Raw genomic sequence first — 22,579 nt, 5'->3', positions numbered from 1 at the left:
CGATTGCCCGCTCAGGCCGGAAAGCCGGCGTTGAGCAACCCTCCGTCGAGCGTGAGGACCTGCCCCGTCACCCAGGAGGCGTCGGAGGAGGCGAGGAAGGCTACGGCGGAGGCCACGTCGTCGGGCATTCCCAGGCGCCCCAGTGGATACTGCGCGGCCACTTGTTCCTCGCGTCCTTCATACAACGCGCCAGCAAAAACAGTCTTGACCACGGCCGGCGCCACCGCGTTGACCCGGATGTCCGGAGCCAGTTCCACGGAGAACGAGCGGGTGAGGTGGGAGACGGCGGCCTTGCTGATCCCGTACAGGCCCAAGCCGGGGGCGGGGACGTCGCCGCTGATCGATGACACGTTCACCACATTCCCACGCCTTGCCCGGAACCCCAGCCCGGGATGCGCCAGCACGGCCTGCGTCCAGGCGAGGGTGCCCAGAATGTTGACTTCAAAGATCTTGCGGGCTGCGTCCAAACCCGCAGTTTCCAGCGGCCCGTACACGGGGTTGATCCCGGCGTTGTTGACCAGCACGTCCAGACCGCCAAATTGATGTTCGACGGCGGCCATCACCTCCGCGCGGTGGTCCGGGTCATCCGCCCGGCCCGCCATGGCAAGGGCATTCCCGCCCAGGGAGGCGAGCGCCTCGTCCAGCTGGTCCTGATGCCGGGCCGTGATCAGCACGCGGGCCCCCTCGGCAGTCAAGCGTTGTGCGATGGCCAGCCCGATCCCCCTGCTGGCACCGGTAATGATGGCGGTCTTGCCGAGGAACCGCTGGGCTGGGCTCTGCGCTGGATGCGCTGTTGGGGGCGTGCTGTCCTTAACCATGGAGGCCTCTTCCGTTTGTCCCGACTGCCCGGCGGTACATGCTTGCTGTCAGCATGCTGCGGAAATCGGTGACGGTCAAGGGTTGGCAGGCGCCAACTACACCCTGTTGGCTCAGCCCTTGTCACGCAGGGCGTTGCCGTGTGCGGCGGCGGCAACCGCCGATACGTGCAACTGCTCGGGAGTGCGGCCGTCGCGATTCAGCGGCGGGCAGAGTTCGGAGCGCATGGCGTCCTCGAGGCCCTCGAGGAGTTCCGCGTCCTGCACGAGGCAAAACGACATACCAATGTTCTTCACCATCCAGGCGCTGAGCAGTTCTTCGTCAGTGTCTGTCAGCCGCGGGTGAGCGGACCTGCCATGCCACTGAGCCTGAAGCCCCAGGATTGCGGCCAGGGAACGGCGAAACGTGGACTTGGATGTTTGCACGCCGTGGTGCTTGGCCCGGCTTTTCAAGTTCGTGGCTTTTCCCACGTAGATCAAGTCCCCGCGTTTCAGCGGCGTCAATTCTGCCGGCCAATTCACGTTTTTGGGCATGGCACCGGTCAGGTAGCACTTGTACAGGCCCGGGGCGAAAGGCATCGCCGCCCATGCGACTTTGGCAGGGGCGGTGGCGGTCCATTTGAGATCTTCCATGCGTTGACTTTACGACATCGCCCCTGGAATCCTTTTCTCCGGTTTCCCGCTTCAGCTCAACGTCCTTCGTGCGCGGCGAGGAACTTGTACACCTCAGTCTCATCCACACCGGGAAATGCCCCCTGCGGCATGGCTGCCAGTAGATGCGAGTTGGCCCGTGTGGACGGCCACGCATTCCCGGCCCACTGCGCGGAAAGCTCAGCCGGCGGCCTGCGGCAGCAGCTTGGATCCGGGCAATTGGACTGCGAGCGCTCGGTGGTTTCGCGCCCACGGAACCACTTCACGTGGGCGTAGGGCACGCCGATGCTCAATGAATACTCGCCCGAGGAATGACGCTCCGTCCGGGCCGTGCACCAGAACGTTCCCACCACTGTGTCCGTGTATTGGTTGAACGCCCGGAACTTGTCCGGCACATCAAAAACGGCACGTGAGGTCCAGTACCGGCAGGCGGACTGCCCTTCGATGGCGCCGGTGTGGTCAGCGGGGAAGTTCACGCCGTCGTTCTCGTAGGCCTTGTGGAAGATCCCGGACTCGTGCACCTTTTGGAAGTGCGTGGTGATGCCCAAATGCTCGGTGGCCAGGTTTGTGAAGCGGTGGGCTGCCGTTTCGTAGGAGACGGCGAACGCATCGCGGATGTCCTCGATGGCCAGCTCTTTGGCCGCCTTGGCCTCCTTGAGGAAGTCCACGGTGGCCCGCTCAGGCATCAGCAGCGAAGCGGCAAAGTAGTTGGTGTAAACACGCTGGCGCAAAAAGTCAGCGTAGTTCCTGGGTGTCTTATGCCCCAAAACGTAGTGCCCCAACGCCTGCAACAGCACCGAACGGGGGTCGTGGTCCGAGCGCTGCCCATGAGTGAGATAAATTCGGCGATTCTTCAAATCCGTCACCGACCGCGTTGAATGCGGCAAATCTCCCACGTAATGCAGGTCAAAACCGAGGTGTTCGGCCACATCTGCCGCCACGTGGTGGGACAGCGGTCCGCGGTCATGACCCACGGCCTTGAGCAGGTCCTGAGCTTGCCGCTCAATTTCCGGGTAGTAGTTGTTGCGCTCACGCATTTCCTGGCGCAGTTCATTGTTGGCCCGGCGGGCCTCCTCGGGCGTGGCCGACTGCTCATCGAGGCGACGCTCCAGCTCGTGCTGCAGCCCCACCAGCGACTCCAGAATTTCCATGGAAAGCCGCGAGCTGACGCGCACGGTGGGCAGTCCCAGCGATTGATAAAGGGGCCCTCGCTGAGCCCTTTCCAGTTCAATTTCCAGCGCAGCCCGTCTGCTGGGCGGCTCTGCTCCCAGCAGTTGCTCAAGCCCGACGCCGAGTGCCCCCGACAGGTGCTGCAGGAGCGTCAGTTTGGGCTCACGTTTGCCGTTTTCAATCAGCGAAAGTTGGGAGGGGGCTGCACCCACCTTCTCGCTGAGATCGTCAAGGGTCATGCCCAGGCCTTTGCGCAGGTGGCGCACACGCCGGCCCAAAGAAATGATGTCCAGTTCATCGGGTGTCCCGGCCACTTTGCCGCCCGAAGCCTTCGCGTCGTTCACATTCCAACCTGTATTAGTCATTTCTTGACAATACGCGAAGAAGTGCAAATCTTTCCAGTGTTTACCCCTAGAAGACTCTTGAAAACCCCTGAATAGTAGAAATCACAAAGAAGGACTTTAGATCTCCACTCTCAACGATGAGGCTTCAACGAAGAAGTGTGGAGATCGCCTACAACAAGGAGCGAGACCATGACTGCAGCATTTGAACCCGCAACGACGCCGGAGCAGAACAACGCACAGGCTGCCGCCGCTCTCGAACTCGAATGGGCCGCCAACCCTCGTTGGAACGGCATCGAGCGCAGCTACTCGGGCGAAGATGTGGTGAAGCTCCAGGGCAGGGTCCACGAGGAACACACCCTGGCCCGCCGTGGTTCGGAAAAGCTCTGGGACCAGCTCCGCAATGCCCAGCCGGGCGGCTACACCAACGCACTGGGCGCATTGACCGGAAACCAAGCGGTCCAGCAGGTCAAGGCCGGCTTGAAGGCCATCTACCTCTCCGGCTGGCAGGTTGCCGCCGATGCCAACTCCAACGGCAACACGTACCCGGACCAGTCCCTGTACCCCGTGGACTCGGTTCCCAAGGTGGTCCGCCGTATCAACAACGCACTCCTGCGGGCAGACCAGATCGAATCCTCCGAAGGGATCCAGAGCGTTGAGGACTGGCTGGTGCCGATCGTGGCCGACGCCGAGGCCGGCTTTGGTGGCCCGCTGAACGCGTACGAGCTGATGAAGTCCATGATCATTTCCGGCGCATCCGGCGTCCACTGGGAAGACCAGCTGGCCAGCGAAAAGAAGTGCGGCCACCTGGGCGGGAAGGTCCTGATCCCCACCAAGTCACATGTCCGCACGCTGAACGCGGCAAGGCTTGCGGCCGACGTCGCCGGTGTCCCTTCCGTCATCATTGCCCGCACGGACGCCGAGGCAGCCACCTTGATCACCTCCGACGTCGACGAACGCGATCAGCAGTTCCTGACGGGAGAGCGCACCGAGGACGGTTTCTACAAGGTCCGCAACGGCATTGAGCCCTCCATCGCCCGGGCACTGGCCTACGCGCCGTGCTCGGACCTGATCTGGATGGAGACCGGCACTCCCAACCTGGAGCACGCAAAAAAGTTTGCCGAAGCAGTCAAGGCCGAGTTCCCCGACCAGATGCTCGCCTACAACTGCTCGCCGTCGTTCAACTGGAAAAAGCACCTGGACGACGCAACGATCGCCAAGTTCCAACGTGAGCTTGGCGCGATGGGATACACCTTCCAGTTCATCACGCTGGCAGGCTTCCACTCCCTGAACCACTCGATGTTTGATCTTGCCCATGGTTACGCCCGCAACGGCATGAGCTCCTACGTCGAACTGCAGGAGCGCGAATTTGCCTCCGAAGACCGCGGATACACCGCAACCAAACACCAACGCGAAGTGGGCACAGGCTACTTCGACGCGGTGGCGACAGCGCTGAACCCCAACAGCGGCACCCTCGCATTGGCAGGCTCCACAGAAGCCGAGCAGTTCCACTAAATCTTTGCCGGCGGCCGCATCGGGTGATCACGCACGTTGAGATCCCCGGCCGCCGGCACTTTTGCACAGGAGACCCTCCCATGAATTCAACGAACAGCCTGAACGGAATCACGTTCAACGGCATCACCCTGACAGCTCCGCCCATCCACCGCCAAGGCGAAATCCTGACCCCTGAGGCACTGGATTTCATTGCAGCCTTGAACCGCAGCACGACGGCGCGACGCAAGGAACTGCTGGCAGCGCGCAGCACCCGCCGCAGCCGGATCTCCAGCGGCATCGATCCGCACTACCTGCGCGAAACCGCCCACATCCGGGATGACCCGCACTGGCGCGTCGCTCCCCCGGCTCCGGGGATGGAGGACCGCCGCGTGGAAATCACCGGTCCGGTGGATCGAAAAATGACCATCAACGCCTTGAATTCCGGGGCGAAGGTGTGGTTGGCGGACATGGAGGACTCCTCCACACCGACGTGGGGCAACGTGATCCGTGGCCAGCTGAACCTCATTGATGCACTGGAACGCCGCATCGACTTCGTTTCGCCCGAGGGCAAGGAATACCGTCTCGGCGCTCCCGAACACATGCCCACCATCGTTGTCCGCCCACGCGGCTGGCACCTGCCGGAAAAGCACCTGCTCATCAACGGCAAGCCGATGGCCGGCGGCATCGTGGACTTCGGTTTGTTCTTCTTCCACAACGCCCACCGGCTGATCGCCCAGGGCAAGGGTCCTTACTTTTACCTGCCGAAGATTGAGAACCACTTGGAAGCACGGCTGTGGAATGACATCTTCATCCAGGCCCAGGACCTGTTGGGAATCCCGCAGGGCACCATCCGGGCCACGGTGCTGATTGAGACCATCACGGCAGCGTTTGAAATGGAGGAGATCCTCTACGAACTGCGTGACCACGCCGCTGGCCTGAACGCTGGCCGCTGGGACTACCTGTTCTCCGTCATCAAGAACTTCCGCACCCGCGGCCCGCGATTCGTGCTTCCTGACCGGAACCAGATCACCATGACGGCTCCGTTCATGCGCGCCTACACCGAGCAGTTGGTCCGTGCCTGCCACCGCCGCGGCGCAATGGCCATTGGCGGCATGTCCAACTTCGTGCCCAACCGTCGCGATCCGGAGGCCAACGCCATCGCCTTGGAGGCGGTCCGCGTTGACAAGTCCCGCGAGGCTGACGATGGCTTCGACGGTTCCTGGGTTGCGCACCCTGATCTGGTTCCGGTGGCCATGGACGTCTTTGACGAGGCTCTCGGCTGGAATACGAACCAACTCGACCGTCTCCGCGAGGATGTGGAGTTGGACGGGCGGGCACTGCTGGACGTTGCCGGAACCAAGGGCACCATTACCGAGCAGGGCATCCGGGACAACCTCTGGGTGGGCATCCAGTACATCGAGTCCTGGCTGCGCGGCCACGGCGCCGTCGCCCTGAACAACCTCATGGAGGATGCCGCCACCGCGGAAATCTCCCGCTCGCAGATCTGGCAGTGGATCCACAGCCAAGCCATCACTGACACCGGCGAGCTGATCAGCTTCGACTGGGTTCTGGAGCTGCTGGGCGAGGAGTTCGACAGGCTGCCTCGTTTTGATGGGGACAGGTTTGACGACGCGTTGGACATCTTCAGCGACGTCGCCCTTGGCGAAGAGTTTCCGGCCTTTTTGACCCTCTCGGCCTACGCCGACTATCTGCATCCGACCCCGGAACCCGCACGGGTCCGGGAGCTTGCCCTGGCAGCGGCTTAGCCTCCACAATTTTGGCTGGCTTGCCGGACACGCCGCCACTACCGGCCCGACCGTCGGGCCCCGGCAGCCAGCCACTACTACCGTTTTTGCTTCAGCACCACGTGATTTCAGCTCCACCCCCACATCGAGACGGGAGCAGTCTGCAATGTTTATAAAAACATTGCAGACTGCTCCCGTCTCGGTTTTTTGCGTCCTGTAATGCTGGGCGGAATATCGGCGGCACCACACCTGTTTCCGCCAGTATGAAGATTGAAATCTGGTCCGACGTGGCCTGCCCCTGGTGCTTCATTGGCAAGCGCCGCTTTGAAACCGCATTGAACGCTTTTCCGCACAAGGATTCCGTAGAGGTGAAGTGGCGTAGCTACCAGTTGGATCCCACCCTCCCCGAGCACTACGACGGCACCGAGCTCGACTACCTCGTTGAGCGCAAGGGCATGGACCGCGCACAGCTCATGGGCATGCTGGGCCATGTCAAGGAGGCCGCCGAGGGTGAAGGCCTGCACTACAAGTTCGACGGCGTGGTGGTCGCCAACAGCTTCAACGCCCACCAGCTGATCCATCTGGCTGCGGCACACGGCACGTCCGACGCCGTCAAGGAAGCCCTGCTCTCGGCTCACTTTGAGCACGGGGCTGACATTGGCAACCGCGATGAGCTGGTGCGCATCGGCACCGCAGCTGGTTTGTCCGCCGTCGATATTATCGAGGCCCTGGATACCGACAAGTACGCAGACGATGTCCGGCACGACTTTGCCGAAGCCCGCGCCCTCGGTGTTACCGGTGTTCCGTTCTTCGTCATCGACAGGAAGTACGGCATCTCCGGAGCCCAGCCAGCCGATGTATTCACGCAGGCACTGGAGCAGGCGTGGCTGGAAGCCAACCCGCTCACCATGGTCAACGCCAATGGAGCAGATTCCGCCGAGGCCTGCGGCCCGGACGGCTGCGCCATCTAGACGATTTTTTTGTTGCAGGGTGCCGCAGCATGAGGTTTCCATCGCCTTGGCACTTGTCCTAATCGGAGTATTCCGTGCGCTCTGCTCAAAGCACCCCCTGGCTCCGGCGCTTGTCGCTCTCGTCCATCATTTCCGGTGTAGCGGTCCTGGCCCTGGTGGCAGGACTGGCTGGCGGGTGGATCACCTCTCTTTTGGTGTGCCCGGCTTCCTTTGCCGCGGGCAGCTGTGATGCCACGGAAGTCGCCCAAGGTGTGCTGCCCGGCGTCGTCACCGTTTCCATCCGCAGTGGCGACGCTGCCCGGCGTCGGCAGTGCCGTGATGGTCAGGAAGGAAGTATGCATCCTGACCAATAACCACGTTATTGCCGCTGCGGCAACGGCTGGCACCATTGATGTCCTCTTCAGCGACGGCCACAGTTCCGTGGTGGAGTTGGTGGGACGCGATCCGAAGTCGGATCTTGCCGCGCTCAGGGCAACCGCCGAGAAACCGTTCCCGGTGACGAGACCACCACCGCCACCTTGGTGGGCGCCATCCAGACCGATGCGTCCATCAACCCGGGAAACTCCGGCGGCGCGCTGGTTGACTGTGCGGGGAAGCTGATCGGCATCAACACGGCCATCTCCACGGTGCCAGGGCCGGACGGCACTCCAGGGGGCGGCAGCGTTGGAATTGGTTTTGCCGTTCCCATCGGCCTGGCCGCACGCATCACCGACCAGCTGATCGACACGGGAACCGTGGCCTACCCCTACTTTGGGGTCAGCGCAGCCCCCCTGCCGCCCAAGCCGGTCTGCAGGCCAGCGACGTCGTAACCCTGCTGGATGACCGCCCTGCCACCAGCATTGCCGTCTTGACCGAAGTGACACTTGCCAGGAAGGCGGGCGACAAGGTCGTGGCAACCTACGACCGGAACGGCAAGACGGCGACCACCACGGTCACGTTGGGGACTATTCCCTAGCTGCGGTCCCTCGTTCAACGCGAGGGCGTGCCATGCTGGCGACGGGCCATGAAATTTCACGGCCCGCCGCCAGCATCGCACGCCCTCGATTCCAAGGCCCACGCTACTTGACGGCCCCAGCTGTCAGCCCCGCTACAAAGTTCTTCTGTAGAAGAAGGAACCCGATGACGATCGGGATGGAGACCACCACGGAGGCTGCCATGATCTGGTTCCAGTACACGTTGGTCTGCGTCGAGTAGAGCTGCAAGCCGACAGCCAGCGTTCGGTTCGCATCTGTTGTCATGACCGAGGCGAACAGCACCTCGCCCCAGCTGGTCATGAAGCTGTAGATGGCCACGGCCACCAGTCCGGGGCGGGCCGCTGGAAGGATGACCGTCAGCAGTGCACGCATGGGGCCGCACCCATCCACCTTGGCAGCCTCATCAAGCTCTCTCGGGATGCCGTCGAAGTAGCCGGCAAGCATCCAGATCGAGAACGGCAGCGAAAACGTCAGATAGGTGATGATCAGGCCCGTGCGCGTTCCCACCAGCTGGATGCCGAAGTTCGTGTTGATGTTCACGAAGATCAAGAACAGCGGCAGGAGGAACAGCACGCCGGGGAGCATCTGGGTGGAGAGCACCGTGGTGGAGAACAGCGAGCGGCCGCGGAACTGGTAGCGGGAGATCGCGTAGGAGGCGAAGATCGCAATGATCAGGGAGAGCACCGTGGCGACGGTGGCAACAATCGCTGAGTTGACGAAGTAGCTGGCCAAGGGGACCGTCTGCCACATGTCGATGTAGGGCTGAACTGTCAGGGTGCTTGGCCACCACGAAAATGCGCCCTGCACGTCCTTGAGCGGCTTCAGCCCGGAAATCACCATGACGTAGACGGGGATGACGGTGAAGATGGTCAGGAATGTGACGACGACGATCCGAAAGACCTTGGCTGGATTGGTTTCACGCACGATGCGACCTCCGGTTCATGATGATCAGGTAGATGCCGCTGACCACCAGCAGGAACAGCAGCAGGAGCACCGACATGGCGGCGCCGGAGCCAAAGTTCCAGGTCAGGAAGGAGGCGTTGTAAATGTGGAAGGAGATCAGGTCGCCGGCCGGTGGCTGGGAACCGCCAAAGAGTACAAACGGCGTGTTGAAATCGTTGAAGGTCCACAGGAACATGACCAGCAGCAGGACCATGTTGACGGGGCGGAGCATGGGCAGCGTAATGGCCGACCACTGCCGCAGCGGCCGTGCACCATCCACAGCGGAGGCCTCGTAGACGTCGTTGGGGATGGACTGCAGCCCTGCCATGAGCATGAGGAAGGCGAACGGCCACAGCCGCCAGATGGCCACAATGACGACGGCGGCGAAGGCGTTGTCGCCGATCAGCCAGAATGGCTTGTCCCCCGGCAGCCCGAGGTTGTCATACAAGATGTGGTTCAGTGCGCCGTTGTCCTTTTGCAGCATGAACTTCCAGGCGATGATGCCGGCATACATGGGCAGTGCGTAGGGAACAAGGAACAGGGTGCGGAAGAAGCCGCGGCCAAAGAACTTCCTTTGCAATGCGACGGCGGCCGCCATGCCCAGTCCCCAGGAAATGGCGACAACCAGGATGGTGAAGGCGCAGGTGATGAGGAAGGATTTGAGCAGCCCCGACCCCACGGCCGCGTTGAAGTCGAGTGCGACGGCGTAGTTCTTGAAGCCGATGAAGGGCGCGTTGCCCCAGTTGGAGATAAACATTTTGGTGAGCTTGAGGAAGCTCATCCAGATGCCGGTGACCATCGGAATGACGTGGATGACGAGCTCGAAGACCACTGCGGGGGCAAGCAGCGCATACGGCAGCCACCAGCCTGGACGGCGGTTTTTGCGGGTCCCGCCCCGCGGCGCCTTGGCGGACGCCCCGGCGGACTTGCTGGTGGTGGTGGAAGCAGACACTGCGAACACCCACCTTTCTTCGGAGGACTGGAAAAGGGGAAGGGGCGGGGCCGCGGAGTGCGGGCCCCGCCCCTTCATGGCTGTTTGAAGCGGAAGGGTGTCAGCTGGCGGCTTCCACTGCCTGCTGCGCGGTGGTCAGTGCGGACTTGATGTCTGCCTTGCTGACGGTGCCGCCGGAGGCGATGGTGGCGAACATCTGGTTCATGGCCTTGCCGACGGTGCTCTCAAACTGGTCCTCAGCTGCCACGAGCGGCAGGGGCTTGGACTTGTTGGAGTAGATGTCGGAGAAGGTCTTGGCTTCCTCTGCATTGTCAGTGAAGCTGGGGGTCACCCCGTCGAGTACGGGCAGTGCAGCGAAGGACTTGTCCAGGGTGGCCTGGGTGGCTTCACTGGTCATGAACTTCACGAATTCCAGCGCGGCGTCCTTGTTCTTCGTGTTCTTGAAGATGGACATGTTGATGCCGGCCACCATGGTGGCAATCGGCTTTCCGCCTTCGGGTGCGGGGAAGGCAACCACACCGTACTCGTCGTTCTTCATTCCTTGGGAGGCGATGGAGCTGTCGGCGTTGTTCTGGCTGAGGATCATGGCGGCCTTGCCGTTGGCGAAGTCATTGATGGCCTGGGTGCCGTTGTCATACTGTGCGTTGGAGGGGTTGACTGCCTTATCCGTCTGCATCAGATCCAGGTACCGGGCAATACCGTCAACAATGCCATCGGAAGTGAAAGTGGGCTTGCCGTCGGCATCAAAGAAGTCAGCACCGTTCTGGGCTGCGTTGATGAAGGCGAAGTGTGAGTTTTCCGTGTAACTACCTGCTGCCAGGGAGAATCCGTACTTGCCGTCCTTGGTGAGGGCCTTGGCGTCGGCAGCCATTTCCTCCCAGGTGGTGGGCGGGGTAAGACCGGCGTCCTTGAACATGGCCTTGTTGTAGTACAGGCCGTAGGCCAGCCCGTAGAGCGGCACCGAGGTGGGATCCTGTCCGGGTACACCACCGGTGTCCATGGCTGTTTTCACGAACTTGTCCTTGCCGCCGATCGCGTCAAAGGCGGCCGAATCAAACGGCAGGAACGCGCCGGTGGACTGCAGCGAAGCCGCCCACGTATTGCCGATGTTCAGCACATCGGGGGCCTGTCCGGAGGTGACAGCTGTCTGGATGCGGGTCTGCAGGTCGTTCCACCCGATAACCTCGAGGTTCACCTTGACGCCTGTCTCATCCTGGAACTTTTGCAGTACCGGGGTGAGCACTTCCTTGTCGTTGTCCAGGCTGGTGCCCTGGTTGCTGGCCCAGTAGGTGAGGGTTTTGCCGCCGCCGTCCGCTGGGCTGTTGTTGTTGCCGCCGCTGCAGCCGGTGGCTGTGATTGCGAGTGCCGCAATTGCCGCCGCTGCGGCAAAAGTACGAATTTTCACTGTCATGACTTCCTTGTCCTAGTCGTGGGATACCCGCAGAATCCTTCTTGGGGCACTTCGAGCGGGCCCATTTCCCTTCGTGAAACCAAACCTAGATGAACTTATGCCGAGCGTCAATCAAAAGTTAAGGTTCATTTTCTCCACTATCGTCCGAATACCGTCGAATAGAATGCAGGAAAGTGAAGTCCGCCCCGTCAATAATGCCCAAAATGACTGATATCATGCGGATTGATGGAACAAAAATAGGTACAAAAGACTGTGACGGGCGTAACTGAACCGGTTCAGCAGTGAGGTATCGTTACCGCTTCGTTATGATTTTTTGGTGTTACGGGAGCACTCCGGCCAGGGTTTCCCTGACCTGCAGCACGCCTGCCGGCATGGCGGCGTTGGCACAGTGATGCCCGGCAACTGCCTCCAGCAGCAGTTGGGCCGACCTCCGCCCTAGGTCCATGGTGTTGCGGGCAAGCGCAGCCACGGACGGAGAGCCAAGCTGGCACAGGATGGAATCATCCCAGCTGAGCACCGACACCTGCCCAGGCACGGCGAGGCCAAGCTGCTTCAGTGCACGCAATCCGCCCATCGCCATGAGGTCGTTGCCATAGACCAGTGCGGTGGGAAACAATGCGGACCCCGGCACCACGCCTGCGACGACGGCGATGGTGGCCTTCGCGCCGTCGTCCGCGGTGTAGTTCGAGTGGCTGACGGCGGCCGTCATACCCAATCGTGCCGCGTGGGCGTGGACCCCGGCCGCTCGGGCCGCCTCGTGAGTCAACCGCTGCGGGCCGGAAACATAGGCGACGTGTCGGTGGCCGAGCCGGTGCAGAGCCTCCATCACGGTGCCGGCGTCGCGCCCCTGATCCACCGTGGTGTTGGCCCCGAAGGCGCTTGGTTCTGCATCCACGGCCGCACCCACAAGCACATGCGGCATTCCCAGGGCGGCCAGCATGGACGGGCGCGGATCGTCGACGGTGTGGTCAAAGACAATGACGCCGTCCACGCGCCGCTCCCCGGCCCAGCGCCGGTAAACGCCCAAGTCGCGGCGCGGCTCGGGCCCGGGTGCCACCATGCGCAGCATCAGGTTCATGTCATGGTCGCTGAGCACGGCCTCGATACCTGCCAGCACGTTCATGTAAAACGACTCCGAGCCGACTTCCTCGGGCGAGCGGGCCAGCACGATCCCGACGGCGTCGCTGCGGGATTGGGACAGCGCACGGGCGCTGGAACTGGCATACCAGCCAAGTTCCGCGGCCAGCGCCAGGACACGGGCACGAGTCGCATCACTGACCCCGGGCTGGCCGTTGAGTGCGTAGGAAACCGACGCCTTGGACATGCCGAGGCGCTCGGCGAGCCCCTTGATAGTGACTTTTCCGGCCGTGTCCGTCATGACGCCTGTTGTTCGGCCAGGAGTCGTTCCACTCCGGACGCGGCCAGCACGTGGTCTATGACCATCTGCCCTGCGCCGAGCACTCCGGCGTGGTCGGTGGCCATGGATTGGACGATCCGCAGCCGTGCGGTGGCCAGCGGTAGCGAGCGCTGATAGACGATCTCCCGGACCCCGGCCAGCAGGTACTCGCCAGCCGAGGAGAGGCCCCCGCCAATGACGATAATGGAGGGATTGAGCAGGTTGACGCAGGCCGCCAGCACCTCGCCGACGTCGCGTCCTGCTTGGCGCATGGCCGAGATTGCCGCCAAATTGCCACGTCGGGCCAAATCCAGCACGTCCTCGCCGGTGACGGCGGGAACTCCACCCGCGGCGAGGGCGGCTGCCACGGCGGGTCCGGAAGCCATGGCCTCCAGGCAGCCGTGGTTCCCGCACCGGCAGAGTACGTTGGCCCCTCGCGGAACGCGGATGTGGCCAATGTCCCCGGCTGTGCCGTCGGCGCCACGCTGCAGCAGCCCGCCACTGATGATGCCGGCGCCGACACCCGTGGCGACCTTGATGAACAGCAGGTTCTCGGCGTCGGGCCAGAATGCGGCGCGCTCGCCCAGCGCCATGATGTTCACGTCATTGTCAACCAGGACGTCCGTCCTGAACCGTCGCTGAACGTACTCGGGCACGTCAAAGCTGTCCCAGCCGGGCATGATGGGCGGGCTCGCCGGACGGCCGGTGGAGTGTTCCACCGGCCCGGGCAGCCCGATCCCGATCCCCGCCAGTTCGCTGGCGTGGCGCCCGGCCTGAGCCAGCAGCTGCGCGCAATGGTCAAGGACCGCGTCGAGCACGGGGACGGGGCCGGTGGCGACGTCAATGTGTTCACGCATTTCGCACAGCAGCTTGCCACTGAGGTCGGTTAGGCCGAGCAGCACGTGCGTGGCGCCGATGTCGACGGCCAGGATCACCCTCGTGGCGGGCTGAAAGGCAAAGCGCGACGGCGGCCTGCCACCGGAGGAGACGGCCTCCCCTGCCGGGCCAATCAAGCCCGCCGCCGCCAGGGCGTCGATGCGGGCAGCCACGGTGGAACGGGCAAGGCCGGTGATGTCCGCAAGTTCCGCGCGGGTCCTGGCGTGACCGTCGCGCAACAGCTGGAACACGTCCCCCGCACGCGAGACACCCACCCCGTTGGAACCGACGGAACTGCTGGGGGTGGCCTGCGCGGAACGGTTCGGGGCTGATGTCTTCGGCATTCACAATAAATAACACACGGCTTCTATTCTGACAATTCCTAAAAATGTTGATTCGCCGGCAACTTTTGCTTGACGCTCGTCATAAGTTCCCCTAAGTTGAAATGGAACACCCCGTCCGCAACTTTTTCAGGAGATTCACAGTGACGTATTCCCTGCAGCTGTACACCGTGCGCAGGCCCCTCGAGGAGGACCTGCCCGGAACCATCGCCCGCATCGCGGAGATTGGTTTCACCCAGGTGGAGCCCTACAACTTCGTGGCCACCGCCGACGCCCTTGCCGAGGCCTTTGCCGCCCACGGAATCAGCGCTCCCTCCGGCCACGCACCCCTGCTGGCCGAAGACCAGGATGAGATCTTCGCCGCCGCCAAGAAGTTGGGCATCACCACTGTCATCGACCCGTTCATCCCGGCCGAGCGGTGGCAGGACGCCGCCAACATTGAAAAGACGGCCGCAGGGCTGAACGCCGCGGCACGGAAGGGCGCCGGGTACGGCATCCGCGTTGGCTACCACAACCACGCGTGGGAGTTGGAGTCCAAAATCAACGGCACCACTGCCCTGGAGTACTTCGAATCCCTCCTCGATCCTGAGTTGGTGCTCGAGGTGGACACCTACTGGGCGGCCGTGGGCGGGCAGGATCCCGCCGCCCTACTGCGGCGTCTCGGGGACCGGGTGAAGTTCATCCACATCAAGGACGGCCCGCTGACCACCGAAAACCTTGACCAGCTCCCCGCTGGCCATGGCAGGGTCGCCATCTGGGACGTTCTGGACGCCGCAAGCTCGCTGGAGACCGGCGTCGTGGAATTTGACGACTACGCCGGGGACATCTTTGAGGGCATCGCCGAGAGCCTTGCCTACCTGAACAACGGAAAGGCCTGAACCGCCATGCCCACGAAGGGACCCGTCGGCGTCGCCGTCATTGGAGCTGGGAACATCAGCAAGCAGTACCTGGACCACCTGACCACGTTCCCCGACGTGAAGGTGCTTGTCATCGGAGACCTCTTTGAGGAGGCCGCGGCAGCCCGTGCCACGGAATACGGCATCGAAGCCTCCGGCGGCGTTGATGCGGCACTCGAGCACCCCGGTGCGGAGATCGTCGTCAACCTGACCATCCCGGCAGCACACGTGGAGGTTGCCTTGGCGGCCGTGCGCGCTGGCAAGCACGTGTGGACCGAGAAGCCCTTCTCGCTGGACCGTGAAAGCGGCCTCGGTCTGCTGCAGGAAGCAGCGGCCACCGGCGTGCGTCTCGGCTGCGCCCCGGACACTTTCCTGGGTGCCGGCCTGCAAACCGCCCGCCGCCTGATCGACGCCGGGGAAATCGGTACACCGCAGACGGCACTGACCATGTTCCAGTCCCCCGGCCCCGAATCCTGGCACCCGAACCCGGCGTTCCTATTCCAGGCAGGTGCCGGCCCGCTCTTTGACATGGCCCCGTACTACCTAACCGCCCTGGTCCAGACATTTGGCCCCATCACCAAAGTGGCCGCCGTCGGCAACACCGCCTTCCCCACCCGCACCATCGGCTCCGGCCCCAAGGAAGGCGAGGTGTTCGACGTCGAAGTTCCCACCCACGTGAGCGCCATCGCGCAGTTTGCCTCCGGCGCCTCCTCGCACAGCGTGTTCAGCTTCGAGTCTCCCCGGGCCCGCATGGGTTTTGTGGAAATCACCGGTACCGAGGGCACCATCTCGCTGCCGGACCCCAACAACTTCGACGGCGACATCCGGCTGTGCAGGCGCGGCGAGGAAGACTGGACTACGATCCCCTGCGAAGGAGCCGAGAACGGGCGCGGCATGGGCGTGCTGGACATGGCCCGAGCCATCCGTGCCGGCGTTCCGCACCGGGCACCCGGCGAGCTCGCGTACCACGTGCTGGACGCCATGGTGTCAATCTCCGAATCAGTGGAAAGCGGCAAATTTGTGGCCGTCAACAGCACAGCCCCGGCCTCGGCACCGCTGCCAGCCAGCTGGGACCCCACCGAAGCAACCCTCTAGGACCCCTTGATGACCTCCCCCCAGCCCTCCGAATCGAAGCGTCCGCTCGGCGTCGCCGCCATCGGCTATGCATTCATGGGCCAAGCGCACTCCAACGCCTGGCGCACCGTCGCCAACCACTTCGACGTACCGGCTTTTGAACAAAAGGTTCTTGTAGGCCGGCACGCGGAAGCCGTGGCGGCGGCTGCGCGGAAGTACGGTTGGAGCGAGTCCGCGACCGACTGGCGGGACGTCATCGCACGGGACGATATAGACATCGTGGATATTTGCGCTCCGGGCTGGCTGCACGCTGAAATGGCAACGGCGGCCCTCGCAGCAGGCAAGCACGTGCTGGTGGAAAAGCCGCTGGCCAACACCCTGGCCGAGTCCGAGTCCATGGTGGCCGCCGCCCAAGCGGCCCGCTTGTCCGGAGTCCGCTCCATGGTGGGCTTCAACTACCGGCGACTGCCCGCGCTGGCCCTGGCCCGCCAGCTCATCGCGGACGGTCGGCTGGGCACCATCCGGCAGGTCCGTGCGTCGTATCTGCAGGACTGGCTCGCGGACGGGGAGGCCCCCATGACGTGGCGGCTGCGCAGGGAAACCGCAGGCTCCGGTGCCCTGGGCGACATCGCTTCCCACGCCGTCGACCAAGTGCAGCACCTGCTCGGGGACACCGTGACGGAGGTTTCCGGCCGGTTGCACACCTTTGTCAACGAGCGTCCCGGACCGGACGGACCGGAGCCGGTGACGGTCGACGACGCCGCCTGGGCCACCCTGTTCATGACTGGCGGCGCGGTGGCCAGCGTGGAGGTGTCCCGCGTGGCCCTGGGGCAGAAGAATGCACTGCGCCTGGAGGTGTATGGCACTGAAGGCTCGCTCACTTTCAATCTGGAGAGCCCCAACGAGCTGTACTTCCTCAACGGCACGGAGCCCATCGAGGTGCAGGGTTTTCGCCGGATCCTCGTCACCGAGCCGGAGCACCCCTATATTTCCGGGTGGTGGCCACAGGGGCATGTGCTTGGCTGGGAGCACAGTTTCACCCACCAGATCCGCGACTTCCTGCTGGCCATTGACGCTGGCACCGACCCATCGCCGTCGTTCGAGGAGGGGCTTGGCGTCCAGCACGTACTGGCCGGCATCGAAGCCTCCTCCGCAGCCGGCGGAACCACCATCACGGTGGCCGAGCCCGCCCCGGTGGCCGAGACCGCCGAGACCCCATCCACTTTTCCCGTTGCAAAGGACTGACGCCATGCCCCGCCCCTACACCCTGTTCACCGGCCAATGGGCCGACCTCCCCTTCGAGGAAGTGGCCCGCCTTGCTTCCGGGTGGGGCTACGACGGGCTGGAAATCGCCTGTTCAGGTGACCATTTGGATGCTTGGCGCTGGGACGAGCCCGGATACGTCGAGGGCAAGCTGGCCGTGCTGGAGAAGTACAACCTGAAGGTGTGGGCCATTTCCAACCATCTCAAGGGCCAGGCCGTGTGCGATAACCCGATCGACTTCCGCCACCAAGCCATCGTCGGCACCCAGGTGTGGGGCGACGGCGAACCGGAAGGCGTACGCCGTCGTGCCGCCGAGGAGATGAAATTGACCGCGCGCCTGGCCAAGGCCCTCGGGGTGAAGACCGTGGTGGGTTTCACCGGCTCCTCGATCTGGCAGTACGTGGCCATGTTCCCGCCGGTGCCGGAAGCCGTCATCGACGCCGGCTATCAGGACTTTGCCGACCGCTGGAACCCCATCCTGGACGTCTTTGACGAATGCGGCGTGCGCTTCGCCCACGAGGTGCACCCTTCCGAGATCGCCTACGACTACTGGACCACCGTTCGGTCGCTGGAGGCCATTGGGCATCGAAAGGCGTTTGGGCTGAACTGGGATCCGTCGCACTTCATGTGGCAGGGCATTGATCCGGTCTCCTTCATCTGGGATTTCAAGGACAGGATCTACCACGTGGACTGCAAGGACACGAAGATGCGCCTGACCGGGCGGAACACCGTCATGGGATCCCACCTGCCGTGGGGCGACCCGCGCCGCGGTTGGGACTTTGTTTCCGCGGGCCGCGGCGACGTGCCTTGGGAATCTGCGTTCCGCGCCCTCACGGCCATCGGCTACGACGGCCCGATCTCCATCGAGTGGGAGGACGCCGGCATGGACAGGCTGCAGGGCGCACCGGAAGCCTTGGCCGCACTGAAAAAGTTCAACTTCTCCCCATCGGAGCTCTCCTTCGACGCCGCCTTCAGCAACCAGAACTGACACTGCGGTCGGTGATCGAGCCTGTCTGCTCCCGCTCGAAGCTAGAGTGGAACTCACCATGAGTATTCCAAAGAACGCACCGGCCTCGGTCCGCATAGACGCGTGGTTGTGGTCGATCCGCGCCTACAAAACACGGTCCATGGCCACGGCGGCCTGCCGTGCCGGCCACGTAAAGCTCAACGACGTCAACGCCAAGGCCTCCCACACCGTGGTTCCCGGCGACACCATCCGTGTCCGCCAGCCCGGCTACGACCGCATCCTGGAAGTCCGCCAGCTCATCAACAAGCGTGTGGGCGCCGAAGCAGCTTCACACTGCTTCACTGACCACACTCCCCCGCGCCCCGTGCTGCCCGCCCTGGGCCTGCCCCAGCGTGACCGCGGCACCGGAAGGCCCACCAAAAAGGACCGCCGCGACATGGACAAGCTGCGCGGAGACCAGTGACGGGAGCGTTACGCCATCCAACGTCATCCCCTTGACAGCACACCGCGGCACGGCAAACATGGCAACAACAGAGCACCGTGCCATAAGGAGGCCGCCATGGGACCTGACGACGAAAAAGCCGTCACCACGCGGCTGGACACGGATGAACTCGATGCGCTGCGGCCCCACGTGGTGGAACTTCAGAATGGAAAGTTTGCCACCACAGCAAAACTCAACACCACCAAGGCGGATGTGGACGCCATCTTCTCCACACACCTTCCGGCGTTCGCACGGAGTCAAGGATCAGGGCCGGTTCAGGTGGTCTTTTGGGCCCACGGTGGTTTGGTCAGTGAAGATTCTGCGCTGAAATACGCCCAACGCAACATTCCCTGGTGGCTGGCCAACGGCGTCTACCCCATCCATTTCGTGTGGCATTCAGGCTTCCTGGCCACACTCGGCGACCTGCTGGCAGACCATCTCGGGGAACTGGCACAGCAGGAGCGGACCATTGCCGACCCTGCCTCCGCCGCCGATTTCACCGACCGGCTCATTGAAAACCTGCTGCGGTCCATCGGCGGGCCTGCCGTATGGACGGCGATGAAGGACAACGCCCGCCGGGCGTCGGAGCCCGAAGGCGGTGGAACCTATGTGGCGCAGGCACTCCGGGCCTACCTCGCGGCTGAACCAGTCACCATCCATGCAGCCGGGTTCAGTGCAGGTGCCAACTTCCACCGATATTTTGTGCCGAACGTAGTCCAGGACGGCGGTGCCGCATTCAAAACGTGCAGCCTGTTGGTCCCTTCCCTGAGCACTGACTCCTTCAAAAACAGCTTGGCACCTTTACTGGGCACGGGCATCAAATCCCTTGCGTTGTTCGGCATGCAGGAGGAGGTGGCATTGACCGACACCACGTTTGGGCTGTATCGCAAGTCACTGCTCTATTTGATCCAGAACGCTTTGGACCCCGTTCCAGGAACACCCATTGTGGGCCTCCAGCAGTCCGTGTTCAACGACCCTGAGCTGGACGCACTGTTCAAGACCTTCCCAGATACCGGCCTTGCGGAGGCTGCGTGGTCCGTGACCGCGTCGGGTCCATTGGATTCGCGCACTGCCGCCACCACACACACGGCGTTCGACAATGATGTGCCCACCATGGACAGCGTTCTTCGCCGGATCGTGGGCCGGGATGACATCGTGTCCTATGGCACCACCAGTCACGCCGCCATCCTGAATTCTTTGACTCGAACCACTCGGAGCCAGTGGTGATGTCCGTTGGCTGATGTGGTCCTCCTTGCTCTCCCGTTCGAGGGTCTATGGTTGGCGCAAAACAGCCCTGCCCGTCGCATTCCAAGCCATGGCACTGAGCTGCTCGGCGCCAGCCACGCCATCGATTTCGTCGCCGTGGACCGGCAGCGGCGGACAGCCCGTCGTCGGGATTGGCGCACGTTCTTCGCCACTGAACCACCAGAGCTGTTTCTAGGTTTTGGCCGGAACATTCTGGCTCCGGCAGCGGGCGTCGTCGTGGCTGTGCACGACGGCGAACCCGACCACGCTGCCCGGCGTTCGCAGCTCGCCCTGCTGCCATATGCCCTAGGCCAGGCGGGGCGTCTTCGCCAAGGCACTGCCGCCATCGCTGGCAACCACGTCATTATCGAGCTGCCCGACAGAGCCGGATACCTTGCCGTGGTTCACCTGCGTGAGGGTTCTCTGATTGTCTCGGCAGGGGATGCGGTTGCCACGGGACAACGGCTGGGTCAGTGCGGCAACTCGGGAAACTCCACTCAGCCACACGTGCACATCCAGCTCATGGACAGCCTGGACCTCACCACAGCCCGCGGCATTCCCATGAGGTTTCGCCACTTCCGCGAATGGCCCCGCGGCGCGAAAGAGTCCCGCAACGTCACTGTGGGCATGCCGGCAGAAGGCTCAGTTGTCGAGCCGTTCGCCAGTTCCAGCTTCCAGAAGCCTCAGCCAACCCCCGGAGACAAACCATGAACACCCCAATTCCTGCCCCGAACGCCAGCCACTCCGATGTGCTCCACCTGGACGCCCTGCTCACCGCCGATGAGCTGGCCCTTCGCGAGAAGGTCCGGGACTTTGTCGACGTACGGATCCGGCCTAACATCGCAGTCTGGTACGAGGACGCCGTCTTTCCTGTGGAGATTGCGGCGGAACTGGGGGCGCTGGGCTTGCTGGGCATGCACCTTTCCGGATACGGCTGCCCGGGACGCTCCGCCGTCGAATATGGAATTGCCGCCATGGAGCTGGAAGCCGGCGACTCTGGCCTGCGTACGTTTGTCAGTGTGCAAGGTTCCCTGGCCATGAGTGCCATCCACAAATGGGGTACGGAAGGGCAGAAGAACCGTTACCTGCCGGGCATGGCGCAGGGCCGCATCATCGGCTGCTTCGGATTGACGGAGCCCACAGCAGGTTCCGACCCGTCAGCCATGGCCACCTTTGCCCGGCGCGACGGCACGGACTGGGTGATCAACGGGGCCAAGCGGTGGATTGGGATGGCCTCCATTGCCCACGTTGCGGTGATTTGGGCGCAAACGGACGACGGCGTGCGCGGCTTCCTGGTGCCGACGGACACGCCAGGCTTTTCAGCAGTTCCGATCGACGCCAAGCTGTCCATGCGGGCCTCCATCCAATGCGATGTTCATCTGGAGGATGTGCGTCTGCCTGACGAGGCCCTGCTTCCAGGCGCCAGGGGGCTTCGTGGTCCGTTTTCCTGCCTGAACGAGGCACGGTTCGGGATCGTTTGGGGTGTCATGGGTGCTGCCCGCGACAGCTACGAGGCCGCCTTGGCGTACTCCTTGGAGCGGTTGCAGTTCGGCAAACCGCTGGCTTCCTACCAAATCACCCAGCAAAAACTTGTCAATATGCTGATGGAGATCCAGAAGGGGACCCTGCTTGCCATCCACACTGGCCGGATGAAGGACGCCGGGACGCTGACTGCGGAGGCCATCTCGCTGGGCAAGTTGAACAACTGCCGTGAAGCCATCGGCATTTGCCGCGAGGCTCGTTCAATTTTGGGTGGCAACGGCATCACCTTGGATCATTCGCCGTTGCGCCACGCGAACAATCTTGAGTCGGTGCGCACTTACGAAGGCACGGATGAAGTCCACACGTTGATCCTGGGCAACCACATCACCGGCATTCGGGCCTTCCACTAGCACCAGGAACCGCCAGCATTCGGGTGCCGGCGATTCGGGTGCCAGTGATTCGCGCGCCAACCGCCCCTTGCCTTATTCCGCGCCGAGGAGAAACATTGGTGTCCTAGGCATCCCAAGATTTCAAGTACCGCCCTAAGGAGTCCTGCCATGTTGCCTTTGGAGAAATTCGATCTTGAACAGCTGGCCATGGCGCTGGAAAACCACTTCGAGGATTATGAAACATTCTTTTGGGTGGATCCTGCCAATGGCAGCATTGAACTGTGGGCCGAAGGAGTGGCCGATGAAGCTGAGACCGAAGGCTGGGATGTGGTAGCCGTGATGGTGTGCGCATCGACACCATCGATTCCTACGAGGCATTCAGGGACATGGAGAGGTTCATCGCCACCGTTGCGGAGAGCAGCAACCGGGACCAGCTCACCCACGCAATCGAGCGCAGCAAACCGTTCCGACATTTCAAGAACGCAGTCCACCAAATCCCGGACTTATTGCCCCAGTGGTACACGTTCCATGACAAAGTCATGACTGTTCGATCCATCGAATGGCTTCGGGACAACGGCCTGGTTGACTTCTTGGAAGCCGACGCGGCCTTGCTCAAGCTCGACGCCGAGAACTAGTACCGCCAACCAGGTCACGAGCGCCTCACATCGGTCCACGCACCGAATAGCAACTGGGCAACAATCAA

General features: G+C 62.9%; 23 protein-coding genes. 15 read left to right on the top strand and 8 right to left on the bottom strand.

Annotation, left to right across the window (positions count from 1 at the left end):
- Window positions 1-11: 11 nt before the first annotated feature.
- The 3 genes from JMA46_RS07300 to JMA46_RS07290 form a co-directional block, all read right to left on the bottom strand.
- Window positions 12-818 (bottom strand): SDR family oxidoreductase, encoded by an 807-nt coding sequence (locus tag JMA46_RS07300; RefSeq protein WP_207344681.1) that lies wholly within the window; start codon window positions 816-818, stop codon window positions 12-14.
- A 111-nt stretch (window positions 819-929) separates the two neighbouring features.
- Window positions 930-1,448 (bottom strand): GIY-YIG nuclease family protein, encoded by a 519-nt coding sequence (locus JMA46_RS07295; RefSeq protein WP_207344680.1) that lies wholly within the window; start codon window positions 1,446-1,448, stop codon window positions 930-932.
- Between the two features lie 56 nt (window positions 1,449-1,504).
- Window positions 1,505-3,028 carry a helix-turn-helix transcriptional regulator gene (locus JMA46_RS07290; RefSeq protein WP_207344679.1) on the bottom strand — a complete coding sequence of 508 codons (1,524 nt, stop codon included), beginning with the start codon at window positions 3,026-3,028 and terminating at the stop codon, window positions 1,505-1,507.
- 141 nt (window positions 3,029-3,169) lie between these two features.
- On the opposite strand from JMA46_RS07290, the gene aceA reads away from it, so the two are divergent.
- The 6 genes from aceA (at window position 3,170) to JMA46_RS17130 (ending at window position 8,142) form a co-directional block, all read left to right on the top strand.
- Complete coding sequence (gene aceA / locus JMA46_RS07285) at window positions 3,170-4,492, top strand: isocitrate lyase (RefSeq protein ID WP_207344678.1); 1,323 nt, start codon at window positions 3,170-3,172, stop codon at window positions 4,490-4,492.
- Between the two features lie 80 nt (window positions 4,493-4,572).
- Window positions 4,573-6,237 carry a malate synthase A gene (gene aceB, locus JMA46_RS07280; RefSeq protein ID WP_207344677.1) on the top strand — a complete coding sequence of 555 codons (1,665 nt, stop codon included), beginning with the start codon at window positions 4,573-4,575 and terminating at the stop codon, window positions 6,235-6,237.
- A 242-nt stretch (window positions 6,238-6,479) separates the two neighbouring features.
- On the top strand, window positions 6,480-7,187 hold the full coding sequence (locus tag JMA46_RS07275) for a DsbA family oxidoreductase (protein WP_207344676.1): 708 nt from the start codon (window positions 6,480-6,482) through the stop codon (window positions 7,185-7,187).
- A gap of 74 nt (window positions 7,188-7,261) precedes the next feature.
- On the top strand, window positions 7,262-7,540 hold the full coding sequence (locus tag JMA46_RS17145; RefSeq protein ID WP_247647133.1) for a hypothetical protein: 279 nt from the start codon (window positions 7,262-7,264) through the stop codon (window positions 7,538-7,540).
- A gap of 168 nt (window positions 7,541-7,708) precedes the next feature.
- Window positions 7,709-7,996 carry a trypsin-like peptidase domain-containing protein gene (locus JMA46_RS17135; protein ID WP_348770085.1) on the top strand — a complete coding sequence of 96 codons (288 nt, stop codon included), beginning with the start codon at window positions 7,709-7,711 and terminating at the stop codon, window positions 7,994-7,996.
- On the top strand, window positions 7,975-8,142 hold the full coding sequence (locus tag JMA46_RS17130; protein ID WP_348770088.1) for a PDZ domain-containing protein: 168 nt from the start codon (window positions 7,975-7,977) through the stop codon (window positions 8,140-8,142). The genes JMA46_RS17135 and JMA46_RS17130 overlap by 22 nt, the downstream gene beginning before the upstream one ends.
- 103 nt (window positions 8,143-8,245) lie before the next feature.
- Here the strand turns inward: JMA46_RS17130 and JMA46_RS07265 are convergent, their stop codons facing one another.
- The 5 genes from JMA46_RS07265 to JMA46_RS07245 all read right to left on the bottom strand — a co-directional run bounded on the left by JMA46_RS07265 (window position 8,246) and on the right by JMA46_RS07245 (window position 14,082).
- Window positions 8,246-9,085: an ABC transporter permease subunit gene (locus JMA46_RS07265; protein ID WP_207344675.1), complete on the bottom strand. Its 840-nt coding sequence runs from the start codon at window positions 9,083-9,085 to the stop codon at window positions 8,246-8,248.
- On the bottom strand, window positions 9,078-10,055 hold the full coding sequence (locus JMA46_RS17625; protein ID WP_303386991.1) for a sugar ABC transporter permease: 978 nt from the start codon (window positions 10,053-10,055) through the stop codon (window positions 9,078-9,080). The genes JMA46_RS07265 and JMA46_RS17625 overlap by 8 nt, the downstream gene beginning before the upstream one ends.
- A gap of 100 nt (window positions 10,056-10,155) precedes the next feature.
- Window positions 10,156-11,466: a sugar ABC transporter substrate-binding protein gene (locus JMA46_RS07255; protein ID WP_210768626.1), complete on the bottom strand. Its 1,311-nt coding sequence runs from the start codon at window positions 11,464-11,466 to the stop codon at window positions 10,156-10,158.
- Between the two features lie 319 nt (window positions 11,467-11,785).
- Window positions 11,786-12,844 (bottom strand): LacI family DNA-binding transcriptional regulator, encoded by a 1,059-nt coding sequence (locus JMA46_RS07250; protein WP_207344673.1) that lies wholly within the window; start codon window positions 12,842-12,844, stop codon window positions 11,786-11,788.
- Window positions 12,841-14,082: an ROK family protein gene (locus JMA46_RS07245; protein ID WP_207344672.1), complete on the bottom strand. Its 1,242-nt coding sequence runs from the start codon at window positions 14,080-14,082 to the stop codon at window positions 12,841-12,843. The genes JMA46_RS07250 and JMA46_RS07245 overlap by 4 nt, the downstream gene beginning before the upstream one ends.
- Before the next feature lie 140 nt (window positions 14,083-14,222).
- On the opposite strand from JMA46_RS07245, the gene JMA46_RS07240 reads away from it, so the two are divergent.
- The 9 genes from JMA46_RS07240 (at window position 14,223) to JMA46_RS07200 (ending at window position 22,511) form a co-directional block, all read left to right on the top strand.
- Window positions 14,223-14,957: a TIM barrel protein gene (locus JMA46_RS07240; RefSeq protein WP_207344671.1), complete on the top strand. Its 735-nt coding sequence runs from the start codon at window positions 14,223-14,225 to the stop codon at window positions 14,955-14,957.
- A gap of 6 nt (window positions 14,958-14,963) precedes the next feature.
- Window positions 14,964-16,070: a Gfo/Idh/MocA family oxidoreductase gene (locus JMA46_RS07235; protein WP_207344670.1), complete on the top strand. Its 1,107-nt coding sequence runs from the start codon at window positions 14,964-14,966 to the stop codon at window positions 16,068-16,070.
- Between the two features lie 9 nt (window positions 16,071-16,079).
- Entirely contained in the window at window positions 16,080-17,294 is a 1,215-nt protein-coding gene (locus tag JMA46_RS07230; RefSeq protein ID WP_207344669.1) for a Gfo/Idh/MocA family oxidoreductase, read from the top strand.
- Between the two features lie 4 nt (window positions 17,295-17,298).
- A complete protein-coding gene (locus JMA46_RS07225) occupies window positions 17,299-18,300 on the top strand; it encodes a sugar phosphate isomerase/epimerase family protein (protein ID WP_207344668.1) in 1,002 nt (333 codons plus the stop codon).
- 58 nt (window positions 18,301-18,358) lie between these two features.
- The gene (locus JMA46_RS07220) at window positions 18,359-18,742 is read left to right on the top strand and encodes an RNA-binding S4 domain-containing protein (RefSeq protein ID WP_207344667.1); all 384 of its coding nucleotides are present in this window, start codon (window positions 18,359-18,361) and stop codon (window positions 18,740-18,742) included.
- Window positions 18,743-18,838: 96 nt separating this feature from the next.
- On the top strand, window positions 18,839-19,987 hold the full coding sequence (locus tag JMA46_RS07215; protein WP_207344666.1) for a hypothetical protein: 1,149 nt from the start codon (window positions 18,839-18,841) through the stop codon (window positions 19,985-19,987).
- A gap of 51 nt (window positions 19,988-20,038) precedes the next feature.
- Window positions 20,039-20,716, top strand: coding sequence for a M23 family metallopeptidase (locus JMA46_RS07210; RefSeq protein WP_247647129.1), 678 nt, complete (start codon window positions 20,039-20,041; stop codon window positions 20,714-20,716).
- Window positions 20,713-21,897: an acyl-CoA dehydrogenase family protein gene (locus JMA46_RS07205; RefSeq protein WP_207344664.1), complete on the top strand. Its 1,185-nt coding sequence runs from the start codon at window positions 20,713-20,715 to the stop codon at window positions 21,895-21,897. The genes JMA46_RS07210 and JMA46_RS07205 overlap by 4 nt, the downstream gene beginning before the upstream one ends.
- A 323-nt stretch (window positions 21,898-22,220) precedes the next feature.
- On the top strand, window positions 22,221-22,511 hold the full coding sequence (locus tag JMA46_RS07200; protein ID WP_207344663.1) for a UPF0158 family protein: 291 nt from the start codon (window positions 22,221-22,223) through the stop codon (window positions 22,509-22,511).
- Window positions 22,512-22,579 lie beyond the last annotated feature (68 nt).

The sequence above is a fragment of the Arthrobacter sp. E3 genome (genome assembly GCF_017353415.1).
In the GTDB taxonomy this organism is placed as follows: Bacteria; Actinomycetota; Actinomycetes; order Actinomycetales; family Micrococcaceae; genus Specibacter.
Note: the sequence above shows the minus strand (reverse complement) of the source record. Positions and strands in the feature narration are given on the sequence as shown.